A 331-nucleotide genomic window follows, 5' to 3' on the forward strand; every position below is an offset into this window, starting at 1 on the left:
AGGGGCCTTCCGAAACGTCGGACCATTGAAGCCAGACTGGCAGAGCTGCCAGCACGGGAGCGGGAAATTGCCGAACTGCTGCTGGAAGGCAAAAGTAACAGCGCCATCGCAGAAGTGCTGGGGATCAGTGCTAAAACCGTGGCAAATCGTGCAACAGTCATCCGGCAGAAGTTTGGCGTCAGCAGTACCGCTGAGCTGGTAAGAAAAATGCTGGGGCAGTGACAGGAGGATGGGTATAAGCAATGCGACAGCTTCTGCTGGCGTAGTCCACACTGCTGGTTTAACGCTCTGATTCAACCTGTCTTTGAATTTTTTTAACTGAATCTGCATC

General features: G+C 52.6%; 1 protein-coding gene. It reads left to right on the top strand.

Annotated elements, in window-relative coordinates; genetic code table 11:
* Positions 1-222, top strand: a 222-nt coding sequence (locus tag B2Z72_RS01215; RefSeq protein ID WP_297004019.1) for a LuxR C-terminal-related transcriptional regulator, incomplete at its 5' end; no start/stop codon positions are given.
* Positions 223-331: the final 109 nt, after the last annotated feature.

Origin of the sequence: Thalassolituus sp. UBA6592 (assembly GCF_002433655.1) — a bacterium.
Lineage (GTDB): Bacteria > Pseudomonadota > Gammaproteobacteria > Pseudomonadales > Oceanobacteraceae > Venatoribacter.